Origin of the sequence: Bacillus solitudinis (assembly GCF_002797395.1) — a bacterium.
Classification (GTDB): domain Bacteria; phylum Bacillota; class Bacilli; order Bacillales; family Bacillaceae_D; genus Halalkalibacter_A; species Halalkalibacter_A solitudinis.
The window spans coordinates 1,032,903-1,053,444 of the sequence record NZ_KZ454943.1 but is presented as its reverse complement, the minus strand read 5'-3'; the positions used below and the strand labels follow the sequence as shown (position 1 = coordinate 1,053,444).

Below are 20,542 nucleotides of genomic sequence, written 5' to 3'. Positions count from 1 at the left end.
AATGAATAAAAGACCGATTGATGATAGAACACTAGAACAAATCCTTGATTGGGAGGAACGTTTTTTTGCACATGTGCCAAGTGACCTTGAACACACATCTTTAAAGTGGACGAATTGGGCTTTTTCCAAACTTGGTCGCGCAAAGCAACAGCTGTTTTTATCGCAAATTGATACATTGATTATTCATATTCAAGCATGGTTACACAATGGTCGTTCCCATGAGGAGACAACTAAACGGATTATTCAACATGCTCGTGTGTTTAATCATCAAATCCAAGATTTAAAAGATCTCCAACTTTTGAATTTAGAGCAACTTGAATATATCGTTGAGCAACAAATGGCGAGGCAACGGTTGCTTGCTTTTAGTCAGGGCGGACTAACTGGAATGGGAGGAGCTTTTTTCATGGCTGCTGATTTGCCAGCTATGGTCGCTATTAATATCCGCTCTATCCAACAGCTAGCTTTTACGTATGGCTACAATTTGGATGAACCTGTAGAGATGATGATGGCTCTTAAATTATTTCACCTAACGTCCTTACCTAAGGCGTTCCAAGAAGAGGCATGGCTTCAATTGTTTGAAGATGTTGAAATACATCGTGACCAAAACTTGTTCTATCAAGGAAAAGAGGGCATCATTGAGGCGGAATGGTTAGCAAATTTAGTAAAGCAAGTCGGAAAGAATCTCGCTATTTCAATGCTTAGAAAAAAGATGATACAAGGTGTTCCATTAATTGGTATGGCTTTTGGTGCAGGTATGAATTATCGCTTTGCAAAGCAAGTTATTGAAATTTCCCATATGTTCTATAAGAAAAGGTTTATTATGGAAAATTACCGGTAACCAAACGAAGATCTGAATAAAACTCTATGTTCTTAGTCAAACAGGAATCGATTTTTCAATTTTGTATAAAATAGGAGACCAAACGTCAAGACGGTTGGTCCCTGCTTGTACTCATTCACACGGCGATTATCATAAGTGTATCGACCTTTCTCTCGGACAAGATGCTTTGTATGTGGAAACGGAGGGGTCGATTCGAAACCAAATCCAAAGATCATTTATGATAGAAGCTAGCTCGGCCATCTCATGATTTAATTCACATGAACGATTAAAATCGGATTCCTGTGTAAGACTTGCTAATGTTTGATTAATTTTTTTTTCAGTCTCTATTACTCTTTCAGGAATTCTGCCACGAATATCTTCCCATTCTGCTAAGATTTTTGCTTGGCTAACTGTATCAAGTTCCTCCCAAGTAACATATAGCTGAGGGAGAGATATACCTAAACGGTCATTATAAACGAATTCAATTTCCATAAACATCACCTCAATTTCATCTTAACGAACAATAAAAGAAATGAAAATGAAAATAATTAAAGAAATTCACTTTTATCTCTTGCCAAAATGAGCTGTCGTTGATAAAGTAATGTATATTAATAAGTTAATACTTTGGTTTTATGCAATATGGAGTTTTGCAGAAGAAAACTCTTTTCTTTTTGGAAAAGGATGTATAAAAATAATAAATTGAGTATTAATATTCATTGGAGGGAACGTAATGAGCAAGCAAAAAGTCGTGTTAGCATATTCAGGTGGTCTAGATACATCGGTCGCAATTAAATGGTTAAGTGATCAAGGTTATGATGTCGTAGCAGTTGGCCTTGATGTAGGCGAAGGGAAAGACCTTGATTTTATAAAAGAAAAAGCATTAACAGTTGGTGCAATTGAGTCTCATACAATTGATGCTAAGAAAGAATTTGCTGAAGAATTTGTATTACCAGCGCTACAAGCACATACTTTATATGAACAAAAGTATCCTTTAGTATCTGCTCTTTCAAGACCACTTATTTCTAAGAAACTTGTAGAAATTGCGGAGCAAGCAGGTGCCACAGCGGTGGCTCATGGTTGTACAGGAAAAGGGAATGACCAAGTACGTTTTGAGGTAGCAATTCAATCATTAAATCCGAACCTTGAAGTGTTGGCTCCAGTTCGTGAGTGGGGTTGGTCTCGTGATGAAGAGATCGAGTACGCGAAGAAAAATAATATTCCAATTCCTGTTGACTTAGATAATCCTTACTCTGTTGATGCCAACCTTTGGGGAAGAGCAAATGAGTGCGGTGTATTAGAAGATCCTTGGGCAGCTCCACCAGAAGGCGCATATGAAATGACCGCACCTCTTGAAAAGACGCCAGATCAACCAGAATACATTGAAATTGCGTTTGTAAAAGGTGTACCTGTTTCTTTAAATGGTAAATCGTATGAGTTACATGAGCTTATCTTAGAATTAAATGACGTGGCCGGTAAACATGGCGTTGGACGTATTGACCACGTAGAGAACCGTTTAGTTGGGATTAAATCACGTGAAGTATACGAGTGCCCAGGTGCAATGACATTAATCAAAGCACACAAAGAATTAGAGGATTTAACATTAACGAAAGAAGAATGTCACTTTAAACCGATTATTAGTAATAAACTAGCTGAGATTATTTATAATGGTCTTTGGTTCTCACCACTTCAAAAATCATTGGTGGCTTTTATTAAACAAAGCCAAGCATCAGTTACTGGTCTTGTACGTGTCAAATTATTTAAAGGCCATGCGATTGTTGAAGGACGTAAATCTGAGTTTTCATTATATGATGAAAAACTTGCAACATATTCAACGGATGACGAGTTTGACCATAATGCTGCGGTTGGATTCATTAAATTATGGGGCCTTCCAACAAAAGTACACAGCTTAGTTAATAAAGAAAAAGAGGAGGTCAAACAGTGACAAAGCTTTGGGGTGGACGCTTTACAAAAACAGCGGAAGAGTGGGTCGATGCATTCGGTGCGTCGATCGGCTTTGACCAAAAACTAGTCGATGAGGATCTTGAGGGAAGTCTTGCTCATGTGACGATGCTTGGCAAATGTGGAATTCTTCCAGCTAATGAAGTAGAGCTCATCAAAAAGGGACTAAATACTCTCCGCGAAAAGGCGAAAGCTGGAGAGCTTGTTTTCTCTGTTCAAAACGAAGACATTCATTTGAATTTAGAAAAAATGCTGATTGATGAGATTGGTCCAGTTGGTGGAAAGCTACATACAGGTAGAAGCCGTAACGACCAAGTAACGACAGATATGCACTTGTTTTTAAGAAAAGAAACAAAAGAAATCATGAGTGCTGTCAAAGCGCTACAGCAAGCGCTTGTCAATCAGGCATCAAATCATGTGGAAACGTTAATTCCAGGCTATACTCATCTTCAGCGAGCGCAGCCGGTTTCCTTTGCACATCACTTACTAGCATATTTTTGGATGCTTGAGCGCGACTATGGCCGTTATCAAGACAGCATGAAGCGTTTAAATATCTCTCCATTAGGAGCAGGTGCTCTTGCAGGGACGACCTTCCCAATCGATCGTGCTTATTCAGCTGAATTGTTAGGGTTTGATGGAATTTATGAAAATAGTTTAGATGCGGTAAGTGACCGTGATTATATCCTTGAATTTATGAGTGCGTCTTCAACATTAATGATGCATTTATCCCGTCTATGTGAAGAATTAATTTTATGGTCTTCACAGGAGTTTCAGTTTATTGAAATGGACGATACGTTTGCGACAGGTAGTAGCATTATGCCACAAAAGAAAAACCCTGATATGGCAGAATTAATCCGTGGAAAAACAGGCCGTGTTTACGGAAATCTTTTTTCAATGATGACCATTCTCAAAGGTCTTCCGCTTGCCTACAATAAAGATATGCAAGAAGATAAAGAAGGCATGTTTGACACGGTTGAAACGGTCAAAGGGTCATTAAATATTTTTGCGGGTATGATTGATACAATGACAGTGAATCATGAGACGATGGAAAAAGCAGTTCATCAAGACTTTTCTAATGCGACTGAGCTAGCGGATTATTTAGCAACAAAAGGAATGCCTTTTCGTGAGGCGCATGAAGTTGTTGGAAAGCTGGTTCTCGTTGCGATTAATAAAGGGATATATTTGCTTGATTTGCATTTCTCCGATTTTCAAGAAGCTAGTGCACTATTTGAAGAGAATATCTATGATGTCTTACAGCCTAAAACGGTTGTTGCGCGTCGAAATAGTGCTGGTGGTACAGGGTTCGAACAAGTGAAAATTGCGCTACAAAAAGCAGAAGAGTTACTTAAATAATAAAATAGAAAACAGAAAACAGCCCATACTAATCACATAAAGTGGAAAGGGGCTGTTTTTTTATGGTTGAAAGACAAGGGAAAATAAATAAACAAACAGGAACATCTGACCAAGATAGGTCGCGACTGCTGGAAATCAGTGATGAGAAGCGCCATCAAGACGAAATGCGCCAACAAACTGAAAAAACAAAAAAATAATGAGTAAATGATGGATGACGAGCACTTTTTTGTCGCAGGAGCGATGAGAAGGTGTTCGTTTTTTACTATTCATATTAAACGTAGTATGCTCAAAGAATAATGAATGAGGAAATGGCTAAGAGGAGGTTTAGTAACATGCGTCATGCGTTTCTAACAGCAGGGACAAAAGGACTTGGCGTACAGGTCACAGAAGCATTATTACAAAAAGGCTATTCAGTTACAGTGACGTACCGAAGTAATGACGAAACTGTAAAAAAACTAGCACGAAAATGGGCAGAACAATCGGTTAACTTATTTTTAATTCAGGCTGATATTACCAATAAAAAAGATATTCAAAGAGCTGTGGATGAAACGGTCAAAAGATTTGGACGTATTGATATATTAATTAATAACGCAGGTCCCTATGTATTTGAACGAAAAAAGTTAATTGATTATGAAGAAGAAGAGTGGTATACGATGATAGAAGGAAATTTAAGTGCCGTCTACTATCTTTTAAAAAACATTGTGCCACATATGAGGAAGCAGTGTTATGGAAGGATTGTTACATATGGGTTTCAAGGGGCAAGTAGTGCACCGGGATGGATGTATCGTTCTGCTTATGCAGCGGCAAAAGTAGGTCTAGTCTCCTTAATGAAAACCATTTCGATTGAAGAAGCGGAGTATGGAATTACAGCAAATATGGTTTGCCCTGGTAATATTCTCGGAGACATGAAGGAAGCTACGATTGTAGAGTCAAGGAAACTTCAGGACGGGCAAACACCTATTGGACGCCCGGGAACTGGGGAGGATATAGCGAGAACGGTTCTTTTCTTATGTGAAGATGATGCTGATATGTTGACTGGTACGGTTATTGAAGTAACAGGTGGGGTTGACGTGATTCACAGATACCGTTAAAAATGTATAGAATTCCATTATTTGTTACACCTTAAGAATAAGAGGTGATAATATGAAAAAAAGGAGCTTACTGATTTTTCCATTAGTCATGATGTTCATGTTTTCTACGAACGAGATGGCAAATGCAACTGAGCTAATGGAAGCATTTGCCCTACGGGTTACGGTTTTGAATGATGGAACAGAATACGAATGGGAATATGATAGTCCTAACCGATATGAATATGAGGTAGGAACGAAGGTCATAAAGGGAAAAGAAGCTGAGCAAGAAATGAACCAACTGCTTAAAACATTAAAATTAACAGAAGAAGCAAATGTAAAAGATCTCGTACAACGTTTAAAAAAAGAAACATTTCCAAAACTAGAACGCCTAGACATTCGCTATATGAACGGAGAAAGCAAACTGTTTACTTGGGTTTGGAATGCTGAAAACTAGTGAACGAAGCCGCCATAAAAATGGTGGCTTTTTTTATAGGCGACAACTCGTTGGCGCCGGCAGCCGAACGCAGAGAGGCTCAAGGTCTTGGTTTAAAGTTTTATAGGCGACAACTCGTTGGCGCCGGCAGCCGAACGCAGAGAGGCTCAAGGTCTTGGTTTAAAGTTTTATAGGCGACACCTCGTTGGCGCCGGCAGCCGAACGCAGAGAGGCTCAAGGTCTTGGTTTAAAGTTTTATAGGCGACACCTCGTTGGCGCCGGCAGCCGAACGCAGAGAGGCTCAAGGTCTTGGTTTAAAGTTTTATAGGCGACACCTCGTTGGCGCCGGCAGCCGAACGCAGAGAGGCTCAAGGTCTTGGTTTAAAGTTTTATAGGCGACACCTCGTTGGCGCCGGCAGCCGAACGCAGAGAGGCTCAAGGTCTTGGTTTAAAGTTTTATAGGCGACACCTCGTTGGCGCCGGCAGCCGAACGCAGAGAGGCTCAAGGTCTTGGTTTAAAGTTTTATAGGCGACACCTCGTTGGCGCCGGCAGCCGAACGCAGAGAGGCTCAAGGTCTTGGTTTAAAGTTTTATAGGCGACACCTCGTTGGCGCCGGCAGCCGAACGCAGAGAGGCTCAAGGTCTTGGTTTAAAGTTTTATAGGCGACACCTCGTTGGCGCCGGCAGCCGAACGCAGAGAGGCTCAAGGTCTTGGTTTAAAGTTTTATAGGCGACACCTCGTTGGCGCCGGCAGCCGAACGCAGAGAGGCTCAAGGTCTTGGTTTAAAGTTTTATAGGCGACACCTCGTTGGCGCCGGCAGCCGAACGCAGAGAGGCTCAAGGTCTTGGTTTAAAGTTTTATAGGCGACACCTCGTTGGCGCCGGCAGCCGAACGCAGAGAGGCTCAAGGTCTTGGTTTAAAGTTTTATAGGCGACACCTCGTTGGCGCCGGCAGCCGAACGCAGAGAGGCTCAAGATTTGGTTTAAGGTTTAATAGGCGACAACTCGTTGGCGCCGGCAGCCGAACGCAGAGAGGCTCAAGGTTTGGTTTAAGGTTTAATAGGCGACAACTCGTTGGCGCCGGCAGCCGAACGCAGAGAGGCTCAAGATTTGGTTTAAGGTTTATAGGCGACAACTCGTTGGCGCCGGCAGCCGAACGCAGAGAGGCTCAAGGTTTGGTTTAAGATTTAATAGGCGACAACTCGTTGGCGCCGGCAGCCGAACGCAGAGAGGCTCAAGGTCTTGGTTTAAGAGTTTGACAGCTGAGCGCAGGAGAAAAAACAAGCTAAATATTTGCATGAAGGACAGTCTTTTGTAAAACTGGATCATAGGTAATAATTTAGAAAATTAAGAACTGGAGATGAAACTGATGGAAATTAGTTACCATGGACATTCTGTTGTTATCATTGAAGTTAACAAAAAAAGAATTATTATTGATCCGTTTATTACAGGGAACGAACTATGCGATTTGAATGCAGCAGACCTTAAAGTTGATGTCATTTTGCTTACACATGGTCACAATGACCATGTTGGAGATACTGTAAATATCGCAAAAAGAAATGATGCCCTTGTAATTGCTCCGTTTGAGTTAGCTACGTTTTTAAGCTGGCAGGGTGTAAATACCCACCCGATGCATATCGGCGGGGCCTATGAGTTTGATTTTGGGACTGTGAAGCTTACACAAGCTTTTCATGGTTCCTCCTATACCATTGAGGAAGAGCAAAAAATAATTTATACAGGGATGCCTGCAGGGATTCTTTTCTATGGAGAAGGGAAAACAATATTCCATGCAGGCGATACCTCGCTTTTCTCGGATATGAAATTAATCGGAGAGCGCAATTCAATTGATATCGCTTTTCTTCCAATTGGTGATAATTTCACAATGGGGCCAGAGGATGCAGCGTTAGCGTCCGAATGGCTGCAAGCAAAGCAAGTTGTCCCCATTCACTACAATACCTTTCCAGTTATTGAACAAAATGCAGATAATTTTGTTGATAATTTATCAGGTAAAAAAGGGAAAGCCCTGAAGGTCGGAGAGAGAATCGTATTATAAGAGAGAGAAAACCAAGTAGGGACCTACCCTGCTTGGTCTTTTTTTGACATGTATTTCATATGATAGACTAACTTTAGAAAAAGAGGGGATATAATGAGACAGCGGTTTCTAATTAGTTTTTTAATTGCTACGACAATTCTTGTATACAGTTTTGGTCGTCTGCCTTTGAACGGACAAGGTCTAGAAAAAGTTTTTGCTGTTTGCTGGTTGGTATTTGCAATAGTAGTCATATTCGGAAATTTGTATGGGCTGTTACATAAGAGGAAGCAGAAGATGAATTCAACTGTTACAGTTAGGGAGAATGAAAGTAAGCATAGAAGTTATGGCTGATTGGCTTGCTACTTGGTTCTTTCAGCATTATAATGGGAACTAATACAGTTTAGTACTTCTTATGAGTACAGCTGAAAGAATGAAAGAGTGGTGGTCCCCATCGCGACGAAGCACGAGCAAATTTTGGAGTATATTGGGAATTTAGGAGTAGGTGAAAAAATCTCTGTTCGCCAAATTGCTAAAGCATTGCTAGTGAGTGAAGGAACTGCTTACCGAGCGATTAAGGAAGCAGAAAACCAAGGACTAGTTAGTACCATTGAACGAGTAGGTACAATTAGAATAGAGAAGAAAAAGAAGGAAAATATTGAAAAACTAACTTATGCAGAAATTGTAAACATTGTCGATGGACAAGTACTTGGTGGAAGCCAAGGTCTTCACAAGACGCTAAATCGTTTTGTTATCGGGGCGATGAAGCTAGATGCGATGATGCGCTATGTTGAATCTGGTAACTTATTGATAGTAGGGAATCGCTATCAAGGACATAAACTTGCATTAGAAGCAGGGGCAGCTGTATTGATAACTGGTGGATTTGACACTAGTACAGATGTTATTGAATTAGCTGATGATCTAGACTTACCAATTATTTCAACAAGCTATGATACGTTTACGGTTGCTGCGATGATTAACCGTGCTATTTATGACCAGTTGATTAAAAAAGAAATTATTTTAGTTGATGATATTCTTATTCCACTACAAGATACGTATTATATGACAACATCCAATCCCGTAGAAAAGTGGCATGAACTAAATGTGAAGACGGGTCATAGTCGCTATCCTGTTATTGACGATAATATGAAAATTCAGGGAATGGTGGCTGCAAAAGATGTTGTGGGCTCATCAAAACAAACACCAATTGAAAAAGTGATGACAGCTAATCCCATTACCGTGAACGAAAGAACATCAGTCGCCTCAGTCGCCCATGTGATGGTGTGGGAAGGAATAGAGCTTCTACCTGTAATTGATGGACAACGCCGCCTAATTGGGGTGATTAGTCGGCAAGATGTGTTAAAGGCGCTGCAAATGATCCAACGTCAGCCTCACGTTGGAGAAACTATTGATGATATCGTAACTAGCAGAATTGAGGATTACTCGGAAGGAGGAGAGTATGCGTTTCAGTGTGAAGTGACTCCTCAGATGACGAATCAACTAGGCACGGTTTCATACGGGGTGCTAACAACGCTAGTAACTGAGGTTGGTAGTCGGATTCTCAGGAAATTTAAACGAGGTGATCTGGTCGTTGAGAATATTACCATATATTTTATTAAACCGGTTCAAATTGAGAATACGATTACCATCCAACCTCGAGTGCTAGAAGTCGGACGAAAGCATGGGAAAATTGATGTGGAAATGTACCATCATGGCAAAATCGTTTGTAAGGCACTGATGATGGCTCAATTAATTGAATAAAGAAGATGTCTAAATGTTCAAGTGACCATTTGGACATCTTCATGAATATTTACATTACCAGGTTTTGGCTTGAATCTTCTGCCTTAATCTTGATGATATTGGCCAGAATAATGCTTATATGCTCTAAAATTAAAGATAACATTTGTAATCCCAAATAATAGAAAAACTGCACCTATTACGAAATCAATGGTTCCTCTTGGTATTACTAGCAGATTTATTGCAAAAGACGTAAGTAAAACCCCTAGAGATAAACCGGCTTTTGTTTGATAGAGTCGTTTTAATAAAGACTCCTCTGTTCGCCAAGTCTTCACTTTATTGTAAATAAAAAAAACAGCAGAAAATACGATGATAATTGTGAAAATTTTATCCAAAATAAATCCTCCTAAAAAGTGTTCAAAATAGGGAAAACATCCCTCTTTGAATAGACACCTAAAGCGTTCTACTAGATGCTATTGTAACGTTTGTTTGATAGGATTGCTAGTGAATGAATATTGAACAGAAATGAGGAAAGACATGATTCGTGAAATTCTTGAAAAAATTGCAGACTATTCAACGATTATTATTCATCGCCATGAGCGACCAGATCCTGATGCCCTAGGGTCACAGCTTGGTTTAGCTACATTAATTAGTGATACGTTTCCAAAGAAACATGTATTAGTTGTAGGGGAGGAGGAACCATCCCTACAATTTCTCGGAGAAATGGATAGAGTTGAAGATTCATTGTATGAACAGGCTCTTGTTATTGTTTGCGACACAGCGAATACTGATCGAATTAGTGACAAGCGTTATATACACGGAAAAGAACTTATTAAAATTGACCATCACCCAAATGAAGAGTCTTATGGTTCCTTGGCTTGGGTTGATACAACTGCTAGTTCTACGAGTGAACTGATTGTTTCCCTTTACGAAGAGGGAAAGAAAGATGGTTATGTTTTAAGTGAGCGAGCAGCATTGCTTCTTTATGCAGGAATTGTTGGGGATACTGGACGTTTTCGTTACACTAACACTAGTGCTAACACGTTAAAAAGGACGAGTATTCTGGTTGAGCAGGGATTTGATCAAAATCAATTTTATTCAAATCTTTTTAAACGAAACTTAAAAATGACAAGACTTGAGGGATATGTTCTTCAACACTTTGAAGTTCTAGAAAACAAAGTAGGTGTGATGAAGTTAACGATGGAGACGTTAAAAAGATTCGAAGTTACCTCAAGTGAATCCTCCATGCTCGTTAATTGTTTTTCGGATGTCGAAGGCTTACTAACATGGGTCTTCTTCGTTGAAGAAGAGGAAAAAATCAGAGTGAGGTTACGATCGAAAGGCCCAGTAATTAACGGTATTGCACAGCAGCATGGTGGAGGTGGACACACGATGGCTGCAGGGGCAACTGCTTATTCGTGGGATGAGGTTAATGAAATTATTAACAAGTTAGTAAAAGCTTGCACCTAACCAAACTGAAAAGTGATTTAGAAGCTACTGAAAAAGGTTTGACTATCACCTTTTTCAGTGCCCTTGTTGTGTTTAAGGTTCTTTTTACGTAGATGCTGGGATGATTTTAACGTGCAGTTGTAAGGTCGTAAATAAATACACCTCTCGAATATCAAGTTGATAACGACTTTCTCCGATGACAAACACCTTATTTTCTAGGGTCCTTATCATTAAATCCTTTGTTTTTGAAACAGATTCAATATCCATTCTTTCTAAGAATGTTAGTTCATTTAATGCCTGTTGTTTAAGTTCATATATCGTAAGCTTGTTCAATCTAAGCTTACGATCATTCATAAAATGAATTTCAATACTTTGAATCGTTAATTTCTTTTTATTCTCTTCATTTTGTAAATCCTGTTCACTAAGTAACTCTTCAATCCGAACATTTTGTTTTTTTATGGTGTCCTCTTGTTCAGACATCTTTATAACAAGATTTCCGTATATTTGACCATAATGAAATAAAAAGAAAAACCAGCCAATGATTATTCCAAGGATAATGCCTGCGAAGAAACGTTGCCAGCTCGGGCGTTTATAATAGGGTGGCACTCTCATTACGGAAGCTGATCTCCAAGAATCGATTGAATTAATAAAGTACCCGAATGAGCACCACATAAAGCAGCAAAAACCATTAACACTGTTTTTAAGATATCGTCATGGGCACCGCTAAATAATCCGCGTTCAATGCTCGAAATGGCGTCAAAGGTCCCGCCAATTGCTGCAACAATTGCCCAAATTTTTAAACTGTTGGCTAAATCATTGATTACAGAAAGGGGAGGCTTTCCAATAAGAAAAGCACCAATTCCACCGACTATCGCTCCTCCAATGATCACTCCAAAGGCAACAAAGAAGTCTATGATTAGTGTAGCTAGTAGCTCTCGAGTCATAAAAAACGCTCCTTCCTTGAAATTATCTAGTTCTCTTTATAATGAACGGCTTAAGCAACGTTAAGGCTTGTTTATACTATGTATAGTTGTCATGAATGAATTTATGCCTAATCGTAACAGTTGGGCTCTGTGATTTTTCTTGTGGGCTAGATCGTATTATAATAGAGCAAAGAAGAGGAGAGGGAGAGACTATAATGGAACTCATACATACTCATGTTTATAGCGAATATAGTCTTCTATCATCTACAAATCGAATCGAAGCTCTCGTTATTCGAGCGAAAGAGTTAGGGTTTAATACTTTAGCTTTAACAGATAAAAATGTAATGTATGGAGCCATTCCTTTTTATCGTGCTTGTAAAAAGCATGGGTTAAAGCCAATTATTGGATTAGAGGTAACCATTGAATCAAACATTCAATCATACCCACAAGCAACAGTGAGGTTACTCGCGAAAAATCTAAAGGGATACCAGAACCTTTTAAAAATTGCAACAGAACTGGGTTTAGACGAAAAAAACAAGTCGCAATCTCTTGAAAACCTTTCCTCGTGGCTAGAAGGCTGTCTTGTCATTCTTCCATTTCAAAACGGTCCACTTCGATATTTTATAGAGCATGAGCTATATCAAGAGGCCGTAGAATGGTGTCGCCAATCAATCCCGCATCAATCTAAAGAAAACTGGTACATTGACATCCAAGGTCAAGGAGAAAAGGAAGAAATCTTAAATGACAGACTTGTTTTACTTGCCGATAAGCTAGAATTGAAGGCTATTGTTTCCAATCCAGTTTACTTTTTAGAAGAAGCTGATTTTCAAACCTTTAACGTTATTCAAGCGATAAAAAAAGGCGAAACTCTTCGAACTATAGAATATAAAGGAAATGAGCATAACTATTATTTATTGAGTCAAAATCAGTTGCATCAACGCTTTGAAAAGTATAGACAGGCTCTTCAAGAAACAATGAAGCTCTCAAGTCAATGTGAGCTTCACTTAGAGCTTGGACAAGTTAAATTACCTAAATATCCTTTGCCTTCTGAAGAAACAGCTGAATGCAAGCTTCGGAATCTTTGCTTAGAGGGTGTTAAGAAACGGTTCGAAAATGCCAGTCAAGAAGTTTATCGACGCTTAGAAAATGAGTTGGAGGTTATAACCGTTTTAGGTTATAGCGATTATTTTTTAATTGTCTGGGACTTCATGAATTATGCACGTCGTCAGAAAATATTGACCGGACCAGGACGAGGTTCAGCAGCTGGTGCATTAGTTTCTTATGTTCTTTTTATTACTGATGTTGACCCAATTTCTTATGATTTATTATTTGAGCGTTTTTTAAACAGTGAGCGTATATCTCTACCAGATATTGATATTGATTTTCCTGATCATCGACGCGATGAAGTTATTTCATATGTTCAACAACGGTACGGTATTGAACATGTTGCGCAAATCTTAACATTTGGAACATTGGCTGCTAGAGCCTCAATTCGAGATGTCGGAAAAGTAATTGAATTAGATACCTATGTCATTGAACAAGTCATAAAGGAAATACCTTCAACGCCAGGAATGACATTAGAAAAGGCACGGTTAAACAGTCAAAAGCTAGAGAGTATGTTGAGCGATCCGGAAACAAAGAAGTTGTTTGACTTAGCAAAGAAAATTGAAGGACTCCCTCGTCACGTGTCGACCCATGCAGCTGGAGTCATTATTAGTTCTCGACCTCTCGTTCATACGGTGGCGTTACAAAAGGGGCAACATGGTATTCCGATTACCCAAGCACCAATGGACGTCCTAGAACAGATTGGATTATTGAAATTTGATTTTCTTGGTCTGCGTAACCTAACTCTATTAGAAAGAATTGTTGATGCCATTAAAATGCAGGAAGGTAAACAAATTGATTTAAAAGAAATTCCATTAACGGATGTAGAGACTTACAAGCTATTAAGTTTAGGGGATACGACGGGTGTCTTTCAATTAGAGTCAGAGGGAATGAGGAGTGTTCTTAGACGATTACAACCAACTGAGTTTGAGGATATTGTTGCGGTTAACGCCCTTTTTCGTCCAGGTCCTATGGAATTTATTTCAACCTATATTCAACGAAAGAATGGAGAAACAGAGCTTGTTTATCCTCATCCTGATTTGGAAGGAATTTTAAAGAAAACATATGGTGTCATTGTCTATCAAGAACAGATCATGCAAATCGTGTCAAAGCTTGCAGGATTTACTTTAGCTGAATCAGACCTACTTAGACGTGCAATTAGTAAAAAGAATAAAGAAGCACTGATAAAGCAAGAAGACGCGTTTGTGAAAGGGGCGCTGGCGAAAGGGTACGAAGAAAGTGTAGCAAAACAAATATTTTCTTTTATTGAACGTTTTGCTAACTATGGATTTAACCGTAGCCATGCTGTGGCCTATAGTTTAATTAGTTACCAACTAGCTTATTTAAAGACTCATTATAAAGAAGCTTTTTATACGGCTCTTCTTTCTAGCGTTTGGAATAATAAAGAAAAGGTGGCGCAATATGTAATAGAGCTGAAAAAAGCGAAAATAACAGTGGCACCCCCTTCTCTTCGTAAAGGAAAAGCCCTTTTTTCTTTAGAAGGTAAGTCGATTCGTTTTGGATTGTTGTCAATTGATCATGTCGCAATGAAAACGGTTGAGCACCTCAACCACGTGCAGAAGGAAAAACCTTTTCAAGATTTATATGATCTGTGCATTAGAACAGATTCACGATTTGTTAGTAAACGTGTGGTAGAGAGTATGATTAAGGCGGGGGCAATGGATGACTTTGGACAAGACCGCGCGATATTGCTCTATTCGTTAGATGCTGCGTTGAAATTCTCTGAAAAAGTCCAAAGTTTTCAAGAAGAAACGGATGGTCTATTTACACTGGATGTTCAGACACCAGAGTATGAAGATGTAGAGCATTTAACCATCGAAGAAAAGCTTGAGTTGGAAAAGGAGGTACTAGGGGTCTATCTTTCTGGTCATCCTGTTGAGAGAATAACTTCCGAACTTCATTCGCACCATCGACTGACAATTGTCGAGGCAATGGAGACAAATCGCAATGTTAACATTGCGGCGCTCATTCATGATATTCGAGTCATTCAAACAAAGAAAGGAGAACCAATGGCTTTTGTACAGTTAGGAGACGAGACTGCTCAAGCAGAGGCTGTCATTTTTCCAGGTGTTTGGAGGATGGTTCATGAACGCTTTAAAAAAGGAGATATTCTCTTTATAAAAGGTAAATTTGAAGTGTCAAGAGAACGAACTCAATTTAATATTTCAAAGGCTTTGTTGATTTCGGAACTAGTAAAAGGTAACCAACTATTGCAAACCTTATTTTTACGAATTACGGCTGAACTAGAAAACGAAGAAGTCTTAATGGAAATTAAAGAGATACTAGCAGAAAGTCATGGAGATATTCCAGTTATTCTTTACTACGAGAGGAAAAAACAAACGATTCGTTTAGATAAAAAAATCCATGCAAACGATCTTTCAACAGTCATTGTGTTGTTAAAACAGCTTTTAGGTAGCCATAATGTTGTTCTAAAAGAAACAGGAAAATAAAAAGTTTTGTCCTTAATGAAATTAATAAAATAAGTAGAAACTCTTGGCGAAAGGTCAATAGTATTTTATAATATAGAGGTTTTAGTGGTCAGACCAGTGAAGATAATTTTTGAAAAATTGATTTAAACATACTAAAAGGAGAGTGTCTGATGTCAACAACTAGAGAGGAAGCCTTACATATTCATCGAGTCAATCAAGGAAAGTTAGAATCGAAGTCAAAAGTTCCTGTAAAAGATGCCCGTGATTTAAGTCTCGCGTATTCACCAGGTGTGGCAGAGCCATGTAAAGAAATTTTTGAAGATATTGAGACTGTCTATGAGTACACGATGAAAGGGAATATGGTCGCTGTTGTTAGTAATGGAACTGCAGTTCTTGGGTTGGGGAATATAGGCCCGGAAGCATCATTACCTGTTATGGAAGGAAAGGCAGTCCTTTTTAAATCATTTGCTGGAGTTGACGCATTCCCTATTTGCCTGCGTACAACCGACGTGGACAAAATTGTTGAGACCGTCATGCTTTTAGAACCGACATTCGGTGGTATCAATTTAGAAGATATTGCTGCGCCAAGTTGTTTTGAAATTGAAGAACGATTAAAAAAGGAAATGAATATTCCGGTATTCCATGATGATCAACATGGAACAGCAATTGTCACATTGGCTGGACTAATAAATGCATTAAAGTTATCCGGCAAAAAGCTTTCTGATATCAAGGTGGTTGCAAACGGGGCTGGCTCTGCCGGAATCGCTATTATTAAATTAATGAAGCGGATGGGTGTTAGAGATATTATCATGTGCGATTCAAAAGGTGCTATTTTCGATGGACGTACCTATGGAATGAATAGTGTCAAGGATGAAGTCGCAAAATTTACCAATAGTGAAAAGAAAGAAGGAAGTCTTGCTGAGGTGATTAAGGATTCCGACGTGTTTATCGGGGTCTCTGTTGCAGGTGCTTTAACAAAAGAAATGATCGAGGATATGAATGCGGATCCAATTATTTTTGCAATGGCAAATCCAGTTCCAGAGATTATGCCGGATGTGGCAAAGGCTGCAGGAGCAAAAGTAATTGGTACTGGTCGTTCTGATTTTCCGAACCAAGTAAATAATGTTCTCGCATTCCCAGGAATTTTCCGTGGAGCGCTTGACATACGTGCAACCAATATAAATGAAGAAATGAAAGTGGCTGCTGTTTATGCGATTGCAGACCTAGTTAAAGAATCTGAGTTAAGTGCAGATTATGTTATTCCAGCACCGTTTGATCCCCGTGTAGCCCCTGCAGTAGCTGCTGCAGTTGCTAAAACAGCGATGGAAACAGGTGTTGCGCGGAGAAAGGTTGACCCAGAAATAATTGCGGAGAAAACACGCAGACTTGCAGTTATTGAGGGGAGCTGAGCTAAGGTAACAATGTCCGAATCGAAACGATATCTTGAAATAATTAAGGAACTTAACCAAATTATTCAAACTGATAAATTGACGAGTGGAGATAAGTTACCATCAGAGCGAGAGCTAAGCGACCGACTTCAGGTAGGTCGCTCCTCTGTTCGAGAAGCTTTAAGAGCGTTAGAGTTGCTAGATTTGATTGAAACTAGGCGTGGAGAAGGAACCTATATAAAGCCTGTTGGTTCGTACCGGCTCGTAAACATTATTTTATCATTTCTTTTAAAAGATTCCGGGGCTCGGGAGGATTTGACAGAAACAAGACGAATAATAGAACTTGAGGCTCTTAGATTAGCATGTGAACGAATGACTAGTCAGACACTGGAAAAACTTTATTCGTTAATTTTAAAATCAAAAGATGAGTGGAGTCATGGCGACATTCCAGTTGAAGAAGACTATTTGTTCCATCAAACAATTGTTGAAGCTTCACAAAATCGCCTTTTATTAAATTTATGGATTTCTCTTGTTGAATATAATAAAGTAGCTATAAAGGAATCACTTGAGAGAGAGGGACGCCCGGCGCTCTCTATCCAAGAACATGAAGTTATTTTTGAAGCGATTCAACAACGAGATCGAGAAAAAGCTGTCCTGTTTATGAAAAAACATCTTGAAAATAGCCGATTTTAGTTTTAATTTAGGTTAAAATAGGTTGTACTAAAATTTTTTTGTTTTCATATGTATATAAAACAGACACTTAAGCTAGTGAGGTGTAGAGATGCTTAAGGATTTTTTTGTGAAAAAGAAAAGATATGCAACAATTCCTTCAGAACGAGCGAAACAGGAAGTTCCAGAAGGTCTTATGTCAAAATGTCCTTCATGTCGGACAATTATGTACACAAAGGAATTAAAGAAAAACCTACTTGTGTGTGATTCATGTGGTCACCACCATCGAATGACTGCCTATGAAAGAATAGATAGTTTATTTGACAGTGGTACGTTTGTAGAATTTGATAAAAATATGACTAGTAAGAATCCATTAGACTTTCCGACATATGAAGAGAAGGTAGAAGCAGACCGTAAAAAAACAAAGCTGAATGAGGCAATTGTCACTGGAGAAGGGACGATTAACGGCTTCCCTGTAATAATTGCAGTAATGGACGCTCGTTTTCGAATGGGAAGTATGGGGTCTGTAGTTGGAGAAAAAATTACTAGAGCCATTGAGGGTGCTATTAAACAAAACGCTCCATTTATACTATTTTCTGCTTCAGGTGGAGCTCGAATGCAAGAGGGTGTATTAAGCTTAATGCAAATGGCCAAAACGAGTGCTGCTCTTCAAAAGCTCAGTCAAAATAGAGGGCTCTTTATTTCAATTATGACTCACCCAACAACAGGTGGGGTTTCAGCTAGTTTTGCTTCACTTGGGGACTATAATTTCGCTGAGCCAAAGGCATTAATCGGCTTTGCAGGTCGAAGAATTATTGAGCAAACTATTCGTCAAGATTTGCCAGAAGACTTTCAAACGGCAGAATTTTTGCTGAAGCATGGACAACTTGATCGTGTCGTTTCTCGTTTAGAAATGAAAGAGACATTATCAACAATATTAGACATTCATCATGTGTCATAAGGGAGGTGTGTAAACAATGGCAACAGATTTAGGATTTGAGAAACCGATTGTCGAGCTCCGAAACAAAATTACTGAATTAAAGTCGTTTACAGAAGAAAAAGAAATCGATCTTTCTGATGAAATTAACAAGTTAGAAAGACGATTACAACAGCTTGAAAAGGAAATTTACGGAAACCTCCAACCGTGGGAGCGTGTGCAGATTGCTCGTCATAGCGAGCGTCCAACGACACTCGATTATATCGAGCATTTGTTTACCGACTTCCTTGAGATGCATGGGGATCGTTTTTATGGGGATGATGCAGCGATCGTCGCTGGAATTGCAAAGTATAAAGGAATACCTGTCACAGTTATCGGGCATCAACGTGGAAAAGATACTAAAGAAAATATCCATCGTAATTTTGGGATGCCACACCCAGAAGGATATCGTAAAGCGCTACGCTTAATGAAACAAGCTGAAAAGTTTAATCGTCCAGTTATCTGCTTTATTGATACAAAGGGTGCTTACCCTGGAAAAGCTGCAGAGGAACGCGGACAGAGTGAAGCTATTGCTAGAAACCTTCTGGAAATGGCTGGATTGGAAGTACCGATTATTTGTATCGTTATTGGTGAAGGAGGAAGTGGAGGGGCTCTTGCTTTAGGAGTCGGGGATCATATTCACATGCTAGAAAACTCAACCTATTCCGTTATATCACCGGAAGGAGCCGCCGCGTTACTTTGGAAAGATGCCTCTCTAGCTCAAAAGGCTGCCGAATCAATGAAGATTACAGCACCCGATTTAAAAGAGTTAGGGGTCATCGATGAGATTATCCGTGAGATTAAAGGTGGTGCTCATCGCGATATTAAGGGCCAATCTGCATTGATAGATGAGGTGCTTGAATTATCTCTAAATGAGCTTAGGAAACTTCCTAAAGATCAGATCATTAACAAAAGATATGAAAAATTTAAAAATATCGGACAATTTACGTATGTAAACGATTCCAATGCCTTATTATAGGGGAAAGTGCTTTCTTTAAAAAAAGAAAGCACTTTTATTTTGATCGTAACTGTATTGTGTTTAAACGGTTAAAGTGGTATTTTTAAAAAATGAGAGCAAAATAATACAGGGATTATTTAAAAAGTCCGTTTACTTTTAACAAATTTGTGACAAAATTAAGCGAGGCTTTTACATATACATAGTAGCTTTTAGGAGGCCAACAAATGAAAAGAATTGGAGTTTTAACAAGCGGAGGAGATTCTCCAGGCATGAATGCCGCGATTCGAGCGGTTGTTAGAAAGGCAATTTACCATGATATCGAGGTTTATGGTATTTCTTATGGATATGCAGGGCTAATTGAAGGCGAAATCAAAAAAATGGAGCTAGGATCGGTGGGTGATATTATTCATCGTGGCGGTACAATCCTTTATACTGCTCGTTGCGAAGAATTTAAAACCCTAGAAGGTCAGCAAAAAGGTATCGAGCAATTAAAAAAATTCGGTATTGAAGGGCTGGTTGTCATTGGAGGTGACGGGTCCTACCGTGGTGCCCAAAAGCTAGCTGAACATGGATTTCCAACGATTGGCGTTCCAGGAACCATTGATAATGATATCCCAGGAACTGATTTTACGATTGGTTTTGATACAGCACTAAACACAGTCATTGATGCGATTGATAAAATTCGTGATACGGCAACATCGCACGAGCGCACTGTTATTGTCGAAGTAATGGGACGTCATGCAGGGGATTTAGCTCTTTGGTCAGGATTAGCAGATGGTGCTGAAACGATTGTTATTCCGGAAGCTGATTACGATATGGAGCATATTGTTAACCGCCTAAAGCGAGGGGTCGAACGCGGTAAGAAACACAGTATTATTATCGTTGCTGAAGGAGCAGATAATGGGTTTGATTTCGGAAAGAAAATCAGTGATGCGACAAATATGGATACACGTGTAACCGTACTTGGCCATGTTCAGCGTGGAGGATCGCCATCTGGGTTTGACCGTGTACTTGCAAGTCGGTTAGGGGCGAAGGCGGTAGATTTACTTTTAGAAGGAAAAGCTGGCGTAACAGTTGGAATTCAGAAAAATGAATTAGTATATCATGATATTAATGAAGCGCTCTCTAGAAAGCATACAATTGATTTTGATATGTATAAACTCTCACAAGAACTTTCAATTTAAACACTCAAAACAGATTTAAAAAAACAGGGGAATTTAGGAGGCA

The 20,542-nt window shown here is 39.3% G+C and carries 20 protein-coding genes; 16 read left to right on the top strand and 4 right to left on the bottom strand.

Features of this window, described 5'->3' with window-relative positions:
* The first annotated feature begins 1 nt into the window (after window position 1).
* Window positions 2–838 (top strand): EcsC family protein, encoded by an 837-nt coding sequence (locus tag CEF19_RS05240; protein WP_100405110.1) that lies wholly within the window; start codon window positions 2–4, stop codon window positions 836–838.
* Between the two features lie 129 nt (window positions 839–967).
* On the opposite strand, the gene CEF19_RS05235 is transcribed toward CEF19_RS05240, so the two are convergent.
* Window positions 968–1,309, bottom strand: coding sequence for a hypothetical protein (locus tag CEF19_RS05235; RefSeq protein WP_100405109.1), 342 nt, complete (start codon window positions 1,307–1,309; stop codon window positions 968–970).
* A gap of 238 nt (window positions 1,310–1,547) precedes the next feature.
* Here CEF19_RS05235 and CEF19_RS05230 point away from each other — a divergent pair, with 238 nt between their 5' ends.
* From CEF19_RS05230 to CEF19_RS05200, 8 genes are all read left to right on the top strand, one after another.
* Window positions 1,548–2,759, top strand: a complete 1,212-nt coding sequence (locus tag CEF19_RS05230; protein ID WP_100405108.1) for an argininosuccinate synthase — start codon at window positions 1,548–1,550, stop codon at window positions 2,757–2,759.
* A complete protein-coding gene (argH, locus tag CEF19_RS05225) occupies window positions 2,756–4,129 on the top strand; it encodes an argininosuccinate lyase (RefSeq protein ID WP_100405107.1) in 1,374 nt (457 codons plus the stop codon). The genes CEF19_RS05230 and argH overlap by 4 nt, the downstream gene beginning before the upstream one ends.
* Before the next feature lie 62 nt (window positions 4,130–4,191).
* Window positions 4,192–4,326 carry a hypothetical protein gene (locus tag CEF19_RS23940; protein ID WP_264755121.1) on the top strand — a complete coding sequence of 45 codons (135 nt, stop codon included), beginning with the start codon at window positions 4,192–4,194 and terminating at the stop codon, window positions 4,324–4,326.
* Window positions 4,327–4,461: 135 nt separating this feature from the next.
* Entirely contained in the window at window positions 4,462–5,220 is a 759-nt protein-coding gene (locus CEF19_RS05220; protein ID WP_100405106.1) for an SDR family oxidoreductase, read from the top strand.
* A gap of 52 nt (window positions 5,221–5,272) precedes the next feature.
* Window positions 5,273–5,653: a hypothetical protein gene (locus tag CEF19_RS05215; protein WP_100405105.1), complete on the top strand. Its 381-nt coding sequence runs from the start codon at window positions 5,273–5,275 to the stop codon at window positions 5,651–5,653.
* A gap of 1,348 nt (window positions 5,654–7,001) precedes the next feature.
* Window positions 7,002–7,685, top strand: coding sequence for a metal-dependent hydrolase (locus tag CEF19_RS05210; protein ID WP_100405104.1), 684 nt, complete (start codon window positions 7,002–7,004; stop codon window positions 7,683–7,685).
* Window positions 7,686–7,778: 93 nt separating this feature from the next.
* Window positions 7,779–8,015, top strand: a complete 237-nt coding sequence (locus tag CEF19_RS05205; RefSeq protein ID WP_100405103.1) for a hypothetical protein — start codon at window positions 7,779–7,781, stop codon at window positions 8,013–8,015.
* Window positions 8,016–8,114: 99 nt separating this feature from the next.
* Window positions 8,115–9,422, top strand: a complete 1,308-nt coding sequence (locus CEF19_RS05200) for a CBS domain-containing protein (protein WP_100408211.1) — start codon at window positions 8,115–8,117, stop codon at window positions 9,420–9,422.
* Between the two features lie 83 nt (window positions 9,423–9,505).
* Here the strand turns inward: CEF19_RS05200 and CEF19_RS05195 are convergent, their stop codons facing one another.
* A complete protein-coding gene (locus tag CEF19_RS05195) occupies window positions 9,506–9,793 on the bottom strand; it encodes a YtpI family protein (protein WP_100405102.1) in 288 nt (95 codons plus the stop codon).
* 142 nt (window positions 9,794–9,935) lie between these two features.
* Between CEF19_RS05195 and CEF19_RS05190 the strand changes: the two genes are divergently transcribed.
* The gene (locus tag CEF19_RS05190) at window positions 9,936–10,868 is read left to right on the top strand and encodes a DHH family phosphoesterase (protein ID WP_100405101.1); all 933 of its coding nucleotides are present in this window, start codon (window positions 9,936–9,938) and stop codon (window positions 10,866–10,868) included.
* 84 nt (window positions 10,869–10,952) lie between these two features.
* On the opposite strand, the gene ytrI is transcribed toward CEF19_RS05190, so the two are convergent.
* Together ytrI and CEF19_RS05180 are read right to left on the bottom strand one after the other, a co-directional pair.
* The gene (gene ytrI / locus CEF19_RS05185) at window positions 10,953–11,459 is read right to left on the bottom strand and encodes a sporulation membrane protein YtrI (protein ID WP_100405100.1); all 507 of its coding nucleotides are present in this window, start codon (window positions 11,457–11,459) and stop codon (window positions 10,953–10,955) included.
* Window positions 11,459–11,791 carry a sporulation membrane protein YtrH gene (locus CEF19_RS05180; protein ID WP_100405099.1) on the bottom strand — a complete coding sequence of 111 codons (333 nt, stop codon included), beginning with the start codon at window positions 11,789–11,791 and terminating at the stop codon, window positions 11,459–11,461. Before CEF19_RS05180 ends, ytrI begins: the two co-directional genes overlap by 1 nt.
* A gap of 194 nt (window positions 11,792–11,985) precedes the next feature.
* On the opposite strand from CEF19_RS05180, the gene dnaE reads away from it, so the two are divergent.
* The 6 genes from dnaE (at window position 11,986) to pfkA (ending at window position 20,499) form a co-directional block, all read left to right on the top strand.
* Window positions 11,986–15,345, top strand: a complete 3,360-nt coding sequence (dnaE, locus tag CEF19_RS05175) for a DNA polymerase III subunit alpha (RefSeq protein WP_100405098.1) — start codon at window positions 11,986–11,988, stop codon at window positions 15,343–15,345.
* A 149-nt stretch (window positions 15,346–15,494) separates the two neighbouring features.
* A complete protein-coding gene (locus tag CEF19_RS05170) occupies window positions 15,495–16,733 on the top strand; it encodes an NADP-dependent malic enzyme (RefSeq protein ID WP_100405097.1) in 1,239 nt (412 codons plus the stop codon).
* 12 nt (window positions 16,734–16,745) lie between these two features.
* On the top strand, window positions 16,746–17,405 hold the full coding sequence (locus CEF19_RS05165; RefSeq protein WP_100405096.1) for a FadR/GntR family transcriptional regulator: 660 nt from the start codon (window positions 16,746–16,748) through the stop codon (window positions 17,403–17,405).
* Window positions 17,406–17,493: 88 nt separating this feature from the next.
* On the top strand, window positions 17,494–18,342 hold the full coding sequence (gene accD / locus CEF19_RS05160) for an acetyl-CoA carboxylase, carboxyltransferase subunit beta (protein WP_100405095.1): 849 nt from the start codon (window positions 17,494–17,496) through the stop codon (window positions 18,340–18,342).
* Between the two features lie 16 nt (window positions 18,343–18,358).
* Window positions 18,359–19,336 (top strand): acetyl-CoA carboxylase carboxyl transferase subunit alpha, encoded by a 978-nt coding sequence (gene accA, locus CEF19_RS05155; RefSeq protein WP_100405094.1) that lies wholly within the window; start codon window positions 18,359–18,361, stop codon window positions 19,334–19,336.
* 203 nt (window positions 19,337–19,539) lie between these two features.
* The gene (pfkA, locus tag CEF19_RS05150) at window positions 19,540–20,499 is read left to right on the top strand and encodes a 6-phosphofructokinase (RefSeq protein WP_100405093.1); all 960 of its coding nucleotides are present in this window, start codon (window positions 19,540–19,542) and stop codon (window positions 20,497–20,499) included.
* Window positions 20,500–20,542 lie beyond the last annotated feature (43 nt).

Excerpts from the sequence above, each read along its gene's own strand:
- CEF19_RS05240 (WP_100405110.1), top strand. The coding sequence starts at position 2 with ATGAATAAAAGACCGATTGATGATAGAACACTAGAACAAATCCTTGAT.
- CEF19_RS05235 (WP_100405109.1), bottom strand. The coding sequence starts at position 1,309 with ATGGAAATTGAATTCGTTTATAATGACCGTTTAGGTATATCTCTCCCT.
- CEF19_RS05230 (WP_100405108.1), top strand. The coding sequence starts at position 1,548 with ATGAGCAAGCAAAAAGTCGTGTTAGCATATTCAGGTGGTCTAGATACA.
- CEF19_RS23940 (WP_264755121.1), top strand. The coding sequence starts at position 4,192 with ATGGTTGAAAGACAAGGGAAAATAAATAAACAAACAGGAACATCTGAC.
- CEF19_RS05220 (WP_100405106.1), top strand. The coding sequence starts at position 4,462 with ATGCGTCATGCGTTTCTAACAGCAGGGACAAAAGGACTTGGCGTACAG.
- CEF19_RS05215 (WP_100405105.1), top strand. The coding sequence starts at position 5,273 with ATGAAAAAAAGGAGCTTACTGATTTTTCCATTAGTCATGATGTTCATG.
- CEF19_RS05210 (WP_100405104.1), top strand. The coding sequence starts at position 7,002 with ATGGAAATTAGTTACCATGGACATTCTGTTGTTATCATTGAAGTTAAC.
- CEF19_RS05205 (WP_100405103.1), top strand. The coding sequence starts at position 7,779 with ATGAGACAGCGGTTTCTAATTAGTTTTTTAATTGCTACGACAATTCTT.
- CEF19_RS05190 (WP_100405101.1), top strand. The coding sequence starts at position 9,936 with ATGATTCGTGAAATTCTTGAAAAAATTGCAGACTATTCAACGATTATT.
- ytrI (WP_100405100.1), bottom strand. The coding sequence starts at position 11,459 with ATGAGAGTGCCACCCTATTATAAACGCCCGAGCTGGCAACGTTTCTTC.
- CEF19_RS05180 (WP_100405099.1), bottom strand. The coding sequence starts at position 11,791 with ATGACTCGAGAGCTACTAGCTACACTAATCATAGACTTCTTTGTTGCC.
- dnaE (WP_100405098.1), top strand. The coding sequence starts at position 11,986 with ATGGAACTCATACATACTCATGTTTATAGCGAATATAGTCTTCTATCA.
- CEF19_RS05170 (WP_100405097.1), top strand. The coding sequence starts at position 15,495 with ATGTCAACAACTAGAGAGGAAGCCTTACATATTCATCGAGTCAATCAA.
- CEF19_RS05165 (WP_100405096.1), top strand. The coding sequence starts at position 16,746 with ATGTCCGAATCGAAACGATATCTTGAAATAATTAAGGAACTTAACCAA.
- accD (WP_100405095.1), top strand. The coding sequence starts at position 17,494 with ATGCTTAAGGATTTTTTTGTGAAAAAGAAAAGATATGCAACAATTCCT.
- accA (WP_100405094.1), top strand. The coding sequence starts at position 18,359 with ATGGCAACAGATTTAGGATTTGAGAAACCGATTGTCGAGCTCCGAAAC.
- pfkA (WP_100405093.1), top strand. The coding sequence starts at position 19,540 with ATGAAAAGAATTGGAGTTTTAACAAGCGGAGGAGATTCTCCAGGCATG.